This window comes from Polaromonas sp., from assembly GCF_031411155.1.
Lineage (GTDB): Bacteria > Pseudomonadota > Gammaproteobacteria > Burkholderiales > Burkholderiaceae_C > Polaromonas.
The window spans coordinates 1-7,915 of record NZ_JANOAL010000297.1 but is presented as its reverse complement, the minus strand read 5'-3'; the positions used below and the strand labels follow the sequence as shown (position 1 = coordinate 7,915).

General features: G+C 67.9%; 10 protein-coding genes. 4 read left to right on the top strand and 6 right to left on the bottom strand.

Going from position 1 to position 7,915, the window contains the following annotated elements; all coding sequences use genetic code 11:
* Positions 1-240 (bottom strand): LysR family transcriptional regulator (locus tag RMO23_RS17500; protein ID WP_309684056.1); only part of this gene is annotated, 240 nt, incomplete at its 3' end.
* Positions 241-354: 114 nt separating this feature from the next.
* Between RMO23_RS17500 and RMO23_RS17495 the strand changes: the two genes are divergently transcribed.
* Positions 355-999, top strand: a complete 645-nt coding sequence (locus RMO23_RS17495) for an NAD(P)H-binding protein (RefSeq protein WP_309684054.1) — start codon at positions 355-357, stop codon at positions 997-999.
* A gap of 67 nt (positions 1,000-1,066) precedes the next feature.
* Here RMO23_RS17495 and pyrF read toward each other — a convergent pair whose 3' ends face one another.
* On the bottom strand, positions 1,067-1,894 hold the full coding sequence (pyrF, locus tag RMO23_RS17490; protein ID WP_309684052.1) for an orotidine-5'-phosphate decarboxylase: 828 nt from the start codon (positions 1,892-1,894) through the stop codon (positions 1,067-1,069).
* Positions 1,895-2,042: 148 nt separating this feature from the next.
* Between pyrF and RMO23_RS17485 the strand changes: the two genes are divergently transcribed.
* Positions 2,043-2,927, top strand: coding sequence for a DMT family transporter (locus RMO23_RS17485; RefSeq protein WP_309684051.1), 885 nt, complete (start codon positions 2,043-2,045; stop codon positions 2,925-2,927).
* 15 nt (positions 2,928-2,942) lie between these two features.
* Here RMO23_RS17485 and RMO23_RS17480 read toward each other — a convergent pair whose 3' ends face one another.
* The 3 genes from RMO23_RS17480 to tsaB form a co-directional block, all read right to left on the bottom strand.
* Positions 2,943-3,731 (bottom strand): uracil-DNA glycosylase family protein, encoded by a 789-nt coding sequence (locus RMO23_RS17480; RefSeq protein ID WP_309684049.1) that lies wholly within the window; start codon positions 3,729-3,731, stop codon positions 2,943-2,945.
* Positions 3,732-3,816: 85 nt separating this feature from the next.
* Positions 3,817-4,314 (bottom strand): ribosomal protein S18-alanine N-acetyltransferase, encoded by a 498-nt coding sequence (gene rimI, locus RMO23_RS17475; protein WP_309684047.1) that lies wholly within the window; start codon positions 4,312-4,314, stop codon positions 3,817-3,819.
* A 14-nt stretch (positions 4,315-4,328) separates the two neighbouring features.
* On the bottom strand, positions 4,329-5,135 hold the full coding sequence (gene tsaB / locus RMO23_RS17470) for a tRNA (adenosine(37)-N6)-threonylcarbamoyltransferase complex dimerization subunit type 1 TsaB (protein ID WP_309684058.1): 807 nt from the start codon (positions 5,133-5,135) through the stop codon (positions 4,329-4,331).
* Between the two features lie 141 nt (positions 5,136-5,276).
* Between tsaB and RMO23_RS17465 the strand changes: the two genes are divergently transcribed.
* A complete protein-coding gene (locus tag RMO23_RS17465) occupies positions 5,277-6,770 on the top strand; it encodes a D-alanyl-D-alanine carboxypeptidase/D-alanyl-D-alanine-endopeptidase (RefSeq protein ID WP_309684045.1) in 1,494 nt (497 codons plus the stop codon).
* Complete coding sequence (locus RMO23_RS17460; RefSeq protein ID WP_309684043.1) at positions 6,767-7,063, top strand: SemiSWEET transporter; 297 nt, start codon at positions 6,767-6,769, stop codon at positions 7,061-7,063. Before RMO23_RS17465 ends, RMO23_RS17460 begins: the two co-directional genes overlap by 4 nt.
* Before the next feature lie 413 nt (positions 7,064-7,476).
* Here RMO23_RS17460 and RMO23_RS17455 read toward each other — a convergent pair whose 3' ends face one another.
* Positions 7,477-7,842 (bottom strand): glyoxalase superfamily protein, encoded by a 366-nt coding sequence (locus RMO23_RS17455; protein ID WP_309684042.1) that lies wholly within the window; start codon positions 7,840-7,842, stop codon positions 7,477-7,479.
* Positions 7,843-7,915 lie beyond the last annotated feature (73 nt).

The following is a 7,915-nucleotide window of genomic DNA, read 5'->3' as shown; positions in this document are numbered from 1 at the left end:
CTCGGCCGAACGCGCCGCCGCCAGCATGGCGGCGCAGCCGACGTGGTAGCGCTCGCCGGCCTCGGTCAGCGTCAGGCGCCGGGTGGAGCGGTGCAGCAGCGCCAGCCCCAGCGCCTGTTCGAGCTGGCGCAGGTGCTGGCTCACGGCCGAGGGGGTCATGCCCAGCCGCCGCGCCGCCGCCGTTAAAGAGCCGGCCGCCACGACCTCGGCAAAGATCGCCATGCGCTTGAGTTGGTCCATGGGTTAGAGGCTTATTAGTTAGCTGAGCTTCACAGTGTTAGCCAATTAAGCCCTCTATTCAGTAATTTGTGAAGGAATCAAACTAGAGACTTCTTTAATCCCCAGGAGTTTTTGATGAACATCGCACTGATTGGCGCCACCGGTTTTGTCGGCTCGGCCATCCTTCCCGAACTGCTGAGCCGGGGCCACCAGGTCACCGTGCTGGCGCGCACGCCGTCCAGACTGGCTCCGCAAACCGGCTTGACGGTGCTGGCGGCCGATGTGCTCAACGCTGCCCAAGTGGCCCAGGCCGTGGCCGGCGCCGATGCCGTGATCAGCGCCTACAACCCGGGCTGGAGCGAGCCGAAAATTTATGAGCTGTTTTTGCAGGGCACGCAGGCGATTGTGGACGGCGTGAAAGCGGCCGGCGTCAGGCGCCTGCTGCTGGTGGGCGGCGCCGGCAGCCTGTTGGTGGCGCCCGACCTGCAACTGGTGGACACGCCGCAGTTTCCGGCCGAGTACAAGCAGGGCGCGCTGGCGGCACGCGAAGCCCTCAACCGTATCAAAGGGGAAACCACGCTGGACTGGAGCTTTGTCTCGCCCCCGATTGGCCTGGCACCGGGCGTGCGCACGGGTCAATACCGGCTCGGCGCCGACGAGCTGCTACCCGGCCAGGGCGAGCAGCCGGCCGGTATTTCGGTGCCGGACCTGGCCGTGGCCATTGTCGATGAGATCGAGCAGCCGAAGCACCTGCAGCGCCGCTTTACCGTGGCGAATTAGGGAAGATCAAAAAGAAACAGGCCTCCAGCCCATACACAACGAGCGCATACAGCTATCAAAAAGATAGCTATACGCCCCGGGCCGCCTGCAGCACATCGCGCGTCTTGATCGCTTCGCGGCGGGCCGCTTCGGTGTAATCGTCGCCCGAGGAGGCATACAGAATCGCGCGCGAGGAATTCACGATGATGGGCGCGTCCGGCCGCCAGCCGGCCTTGACCGTCGCCACCGCATCGCCGCCCTGCGCGCCGACGCCGGGAATCAGCAGCGGCAAGGTCGGCGCCACGCTGCGCACGCGCTCGATTTCTGCCGGGTAGGTGGCACCGACCACCAGGCCGAGCTGGCCGTTGAGGTTCCACGGGCCTTGCGCCAGCCGAGCCACATGTTCATACAGCAGCGGCTGGCCATCGACCGAGGCCAGCCGCTGGTTCTGCAAATCGTCGCCGCCGGGATTCGAAGTGCGGCACAGCAAGAACGCGCCCTTGCCTTGGTACTTGAGGTAAGGCGCGACCGAGTCAAAGCCCATGAAGGGCGAGAGCGTGACCGCGTCGGCGCCGTAGCGCTCGAAGGCCTCGATCGCGTACTGCTCGGCCGTGCTGCCGATGTCGCCGCGCTTGGCGTCCAGAATGATGGCCACCTGCGGCGCGGTCTTGCGCATGTGGTCCATCAGGCGCTCGAGCTGGCCTTCGGCGCGGTGGGCGGCAAAGTAGGCAATTTGCGGCTTGAAGGCAATCACCAGATCGGCCACGCTGTCGACAATGGCGGCGCAAAAGTCGTAAATCTTGCTGGCATCGCCCTTGAGCTTGCCGGGAAAGCGGGCCGGCTCCGGGTCCAGGCCGACGCACAGCAGGGAATGGTTCTGGCGTTCCGCAGCGCCCAGCATGTCGATGAAAGTCATGCGGCTATTGTAAGAAACTCCGCTATCCCGACTGCCGGCACAGGCGCGGCCAAAACGGGACAATGCCTGCTCACCGGCCTGACCGCCTTCCCGCCTCTTTCCCGCTTCCTTCCGGCTTCCTTCCGGCTTCCTTCCCCGCCCGTGCCCCATGCAACTCAATCGCCACCAACTGCTGCTGCTTGCCTTTCTGACCCTGGTCTGGGGCCTCAACTGGCCGGTGATGAAACTCGGCGTCACGGCCTACCCGCCGCTGACCTTTCGCGCCCTGTGCATCTGGATCGGCCTGCCGGTGCTGGCGCTGCTGATGCTGGCGCGCCGCACGCCGTTTCGGGTGCCGCGCGACCAATACGGCGAGGTGCTGCGCCTGGCCATGACCAATATGGTGCTGTGGAACGTGCTGATCATTCTGGCCGTCAAATACCTCAGCAGCGGGCGCTCGGCGATTCTGGGCTACACCATGCCGATTTTCTCGGCCCTGCTGGGCGCCTTCTTTTTTGGCGCCCGGCTGCTGCCGCGCCAATGGCTGGGCGTGGCGGCGGCGGCGCTGGGCGTGTCGCTGCTGCTGTGGTTTGAGCTGACGCATCTGTCGGGCCAGCCGCTGGCGGTGCTGGCGGCGCTGGCGGCCGCCGCCATCTGGGCGCTGGGCACGCAGCGGCTGCGCAGCACCACGCTCGGCATCGCCACCCTGACGCTGTCGTTCTGGATGATGCTGATCACCGCCGTGCTGATCACGCTGCTGTGCGTGGCGCTGGAATATCCGCAGTGGCGGGCGCCCTCGGCGCCGACCTGGGCCGCGATTGGCTACAACGCAGTGCTGGTGTTTGGCTTTGCCCAGACCGCCTGGCTGACGCTGGCGCGCACCCTGCCGCCGATTGCCTCGACCCTGAGCGTGATGATGATTCCCATCATTGGCGTGTTTGCCGGCGCGCTGGCGCTGGGCGAGGTGCTGCACTGGCAGGACTGGGCGGCGGTGGCGCTGATGGTGGTGGCGATTGTGTCGGTGCTGGCGCCCAACCGCAGCGCTGCCGCCTGAACCGACTGAAGCGGCTCAGCCGGCGGCCGTCAAGCTTGGCGCCAGGCTCATCGCCAGGCACAGGTCGTCCCAGGCGCGGGCCTTGTCGGCCGGGTTGCGCAGCAGGTAGTGGGCGTCATAGCTGACCACGGTGGCGGCGCCCTGCAGGCGATGCACCTGGCCGCGCAGCCGGCCCAGCGGCTCGGTCGATTGCAGCAGGGCCTGCGCGGCCAGCCGGCCCATCACCAGCACCAGATCGGGCCGGGCGCTGGCCAGCAGCGCGGCCAGCGCGGCGGGCAGTTCGCTTTCAAGGCCGCTGCTGGCGGCGAGCCGGGCCAGCGGCACCAGCAGCACGCTGCCGGCCTGGTGCTTGCGCGCGGCGCGCAGCATGTTGTCGAGCAGCTTGCCGGCCTCGCCCTGCAGCGGCTCGAAAGGCTGGGCGCGCAGGGCGGCGGCCGGGGTTTCGGCCAGCACCAGCCAGCGTGCGCCCGGGGCCGCGCCCGCGTCGGCATACAGGGCGCAGGCCTCGCCCAGGCGCCAGCTGGCCGCGCCGCTGTCTGCAGGGGCCTGCGGCGGCGGGGCCGGTGCGGCGACGGGTGCTGACGGTGGGGGCCGCCGGGCCGGTGGATTTTGGGGGGCTATTGGGGCGGTAGTCCCCGGAAAACGGGAGGTAGCAGCTATTGAATTTATAGCACGCTGAGGCTCGGGCAGCTCGGCTTCGGGCGCCGCCTGGGCGGCCGGCGTAGCAGGCGCGGCCGGCTGCCAGATCTGCACGCCCATCTCGCGCAGCATGGCGCGCTGGCGTTTGTCGAGGTTCAGGCTCATTGGTTAACCTCCGCACTACGTGCTGCCGTGCCATTCGCCTTGGGAGCGGCCCGGCGGCTCACGCGCGGGCTTTCGTCATCGGGGCTCACAGCGGCAGGCTCATGACCAGCGCGTCTTCGCGTTTCGTCGCCCCGCCCAGGCCGGCCGGGCCGGCCGGGTAGTAGTTGCGCCGCGTGCCGACATGGCGAAAGCCGTAACGCTCGTACACCGCCTTGGCGCGGGTGTTGCCCACGCGCACCTCCAGCCACAGCCACTGCGCGTCCTGGCTGCGCGCCCAGACCGCCAGCCCGTCCAGCATCAGCGGCGCCCAGCCCTGGCCCTGGTGCGCCGGCGCCACGGTGATATTGAGCAAATGCACCTCGCCCGCGCCCTTCATGGCGATGAAATAACCGATCAGCGCCGCATCGGGCGGGCTGCCGGCCGTCAGCAACTGCGCCCGGTAGCCGGCATGGATGGAGTCGCTGAAATTGGTCTGCGTCCACGGGTGCTCGTAGGCGCTTTGCTCGACGCGCGCCACCGCCGGCAGCCAGGACGGCGTCATGGCTTCAAACTGGGCTTCGGCGGGTTTCAGGACAGCGTTCATGGCGGGGCGGGCAATCAGGGTGGGCCGGGTTGAACCAGCCCTGAAGCCAGTCCAGCCAGCGCGGCTTCGGCCTTGTCATGCTTGGCCTGGGCGCGCTCTTCGGTCGTCAGCGCTACTTTATCCCGAACATAGAGCGGCAGCGCGAGCTCTGCCGCCACGCACCGGCCGGCCGCCACCAGCGCGGGCGCCAGCCGCAGCAGCGCGCTGGCGCTGGGCAGCGCGTCTACGCGCGGAAAAGTCGCCAGCGCCGCCGGCAGGCGGGCCGCATAAACGCCAAACACATTGCCCGCCAGCAGTTGCGTGGCCGCATCCGGCACCAGGTTTTCGGGCCGAATCAGCTCGCAGTCCATCAGGGATGTGCACTTGCCGCTATCAAATACATAGCTTTGCAGGTACATCTCGTCCATGCGCGCATCGAGCAGCGCGGTGACGGTAAGGGGTGCCTCACTGGTCGCACCCAGCGCAGCCGCCGCACCGGCCCGCTGAAAGCGCGCCTCTTCGGCCAGCGCCATCAGCGTGTCCACGGGCAACACCGGCAGCCCGGCGCCGTGGCGCGCCCCAAACGCCAGGCCCTGCGCCACCGCGCAGGCGGTGCGCAGGCCGGTGAACGAGCCCGGCCCGCGGCCAAAGACAATCGCATCGAGTTCGTCCAGCGCCAGGCCGGATTCGGCCAGCAGCGCCAGAATCGCCGGAATCAGCGTGGTCGAGGCCTGCGCGCCGCCTGGGCCGCTGTGCTGCCACTGGCGCACGCCGTCCGTCACCGCAATCGACAGGCGGTCGGTACTGGTGTCAAAAGCGAGCAGTTTCAGGTTTTTCGGCATCAAATCGGGCTCTAGCCCAGGTAAATAGCGCGCATACAGCTATTGAATTCATAGCATACCGCGCGCCGCATGTCGTGGCGCGGCGCAGGGCCATGCGCTGATTATCCCTGCCGCGCCAGGCCGTCCCGCGATAATCTGCCCATGAATTTTGACCTGTTGCGCCGCCCGCTGGCGCGCCGCGCCCTGCTGGCCGGCTGGCTCGCCCTGGCCGCCGGCGCCGGCCTGGCCCAAAGCCCGCCGCTGCCCCACGCCGTTGAAAAGGCGCTGGCGCGGGCCCAGGTGCCACCCAGCGCCGTCTCGCTGCTGGTGCTGGACGCCAGCGGCAAGCAGCCGCCGCGCCTGAGCCACCGCGCCGACGTGCCCATGAACCCGGCCTCGGTCATGAAGCTGGTGACCACTTACGCCGCGCTCGAAGCGCTCGGCCCGGACTTCACCTGGACAACCGGCGTCACGCTGGACGGCAGCCTGCGCGACGGCCTGCTCAGCGGCAACCTGCTGGTGCAGGGCGGCGGCGACCCCAAGCTGGTGGTGGAGCGGCTGCAGGCGCTGCTCATGCAGGTGCAGGCCAGCGGCGTCAAGGTGATTCGCGGCGACATCGTGCTGGACCGCAGCGCCTTCCAGGTGCCGGCCACCGACCCCGGCGAGTTTGACGGCGAACCGCTGCGGCCCTACAACGCCCGGCCCGACGCGCTGCTGATCAACTTCAAGTCGCTGGTCATGACCTTCACGCCCGACCTCGCCAGCGGCCGCGCGCTGGTGCGCTACGAGCCGCCGCTGGCCGGGCTGCAGGTCGACGAGTCGGTGCCGCTGATTCGGGTGGCGCGCTGCGGCGACTGGCGCAGCGAGCTGCGCGCCAGCGTGAACAACCCGGACCGGGTGGAGTTTTTGGGCAGCTATTCGTCGGCCTGCGGCGAAAAAATCTGGCCCAGCGCCTACCCCGACCCGGCCAGCTTCTCGGCGCGTGCCATCGAGGGCTCGTGGCGCCTGCTGGGCGGGCTGCTGACCGGCCGCGTGCGCGACGCCACCGCGCCGGAGCTGGCCAGCTGGCGCCGCACCGGCACCGTGTCGGGCGACAAGGCGGCGGCGCGGCTGGAGGGCAAGTCGCTGCCGCTGCTGGAGATCGTGCGCGACGTCAACAAATACTCCAACAACGTGATGGCCCAGCACCTGTTTTTAAGCCTGGGCCTGCACGCCCGGCTCGGCCAGCCGAGAAGCGGCACGCTCGAATCGGGCCGCGCCGCACTGGCCGCCTGGTGGCGCAAGACGCTACCGGGTAGCAGCCTGCCGCTGATGGACAACGGCTCGGGCCTGAGCCGCAGCGAACGCGTCAGCGCCGCCAGCCTGGCCGCGCTGCTGCAGCACGCGGCGCAAGGCCCGCTGGCCGAGGCGCTGGCCGAATCGTTGCCGGTGGCCGGCGTCGATGCCACCATGCGCGAGCGCGCGCGCGGCGTGGCCGGCCAGGCCTTCGTCAAGACCGGCTCGCTGCGCGACGTGAGCGCGATTGCCGGCTACGCCAACGGCGCCAGCGGCACGCGCTACATCGTCGTCGGCCTCATCAACCACCCCAACGCACCAGCCGCCAAGGGTGCGCTGGACGCCCTGCTCGACTGGACCGTAAAAGAAAGCAACCGATGATCCCGCTACTGTCTGGCGTCCACCTGGACGACTGTGTCGGCGCCCTGGCCGCCTGCCTCACCACCCTGAGCTTTTTGCCGCAAGTCTGGCTCAGCTTCAAAACCCGCGACGTCAGCGGCGTCTCGCTCAGCATGTACTGCGTCTTCACCGTCGGCGTGGCGCTGTGGCTGGTGTACGGCCTGATGCTGGACGCCTGGCCGGTGGTGATCGCCAACGTCATCACGCTGATGCTGGCGCTGGCGATTCTGGCGATGAAGCTGGTGTATGGGCGCGGCGACCGTTCGCCCAACTAAAAGCCCTGCCGCCGGCCTGAAAAGCGGGGCGCGCAGTTATCCCTGCGCAATGTGGACAAGTTTGTTGATGAGGCCGTGACAAGCCGGCCAAAGCCTTGTCTGGCGCGGCCTGGCAGGGTGGCGCTTAAAGTTTGGGCAGCCCCGTTCAGGACGGCATTTGACCCTGAAAAGTCAAAAATAAACCCGTTAATCCGCCCGAAAAGCACCGTAATTGCTGGTATGAAAACCGCGAAAAAACCACCCGAGCCGGCGCATCGCCCTGCCGCATGAAGTTATCCCTGCGCAGTGTGGACAAGTTTGTTGATGAGCCCCGGACAAGACCGGCAAAGCCTTGACTGGCGCGGCCTGGCGGGGTGCTGCCCACCATTTGGGCAGGGCGTCAACAAACCACCAAGCCGTCAGCCGCAGCCGCGTCAGCTGCCGGACTGTTCGCAAAACCGGATGCGGTTGCCAAACGGGTCCGCAAGCTGAATCTGCCGGCCCCAGGGCAGTTCTTCGATGCCGGGTTTCGCGTACGGGTAGTTCTTCGCCGCGAGTTCGCGCTGCAGCGCATCGATGTCCTCGACCGGCACAAAAATGGTGCTCCCAGGCGTGGCATCGCCATGGTGCTCGCTCAGGTGAAGCGTCAAATCGGACCGCCTGATCTGCGCATACAGCGGAAAGCCCGGCTCGAAACGGTGCTCCCATTGCAGCGTGAAGCCCAGGAAGTCGAGGTAAAACTCCCTGGCCTTGTCTTCCGAGAAGATGCGGATGATGGGAATTGCGGGGGCGAGTCGCACGGGGTTTCTCCTCTGATGGTGGAATGGGCAGCATAGCTGACGGGCTGACGGTGACGCGTCACCGGAGAACGCC

Bases quoted from the DNA above. Each gene is read 5' to 3' on its own strand.
- RMO23_RS17495 (WP_309684054.1), top strand. From the start codon at position 355: ATGAACATCGCACTGATTGGCGCCACCGGTTTTGTCGGCTCGGCCATC.
- pyrF (WP_309684052.1), bottom strand. From the start codon at position 1,894: ATGACTTTCATCGACATGCTGGGCGCTGCGGAACGCCAGAACCATTCC.
- RMO23_RS17485 (WP_309684051.1), top strand. From the start codon at position 2,043: ATGCAACTCAATCGCCACCAACTGCTGCTGCTTGCCTTTCTGACCCTG.
- RMO23_RS17480 (WP_309684049.1), bottom strand. From the start codon at position 3,731: ATGAGCCTGAACCTCGACAAACGCCAGCGCGCCATGCTGCGCGAGATG.
- rimI (WP_309684047.1), bottom strand. From the start codon at position 4,314: ATGAACGCTGTCCTGAAACCCGCCGAAGCCCAGTTTGAAGCCATGACG.
- tsaB (WP_309684058.1), bottom strand. From the start codon at position 5,135: ATGCCGAAAAACCTGAAACTGCTCGCTTTTGACACCAGTACCGACCGC.
- RMO23_RS17465 (WP_309684045.1), top strand. From the start codon at position 5,277: ATGAATTTTGACCTGTTGCGCCGCCCGCTGGCGCGCCGCGCCCTGCTG.
- RMO23_RS17460 (WP_309684043.1), top strand. From the start codon at position 6,767: ATGATCCCGCTACTGTCTGGCGTCCACCTGGACGACTGTGTCGGCGCC.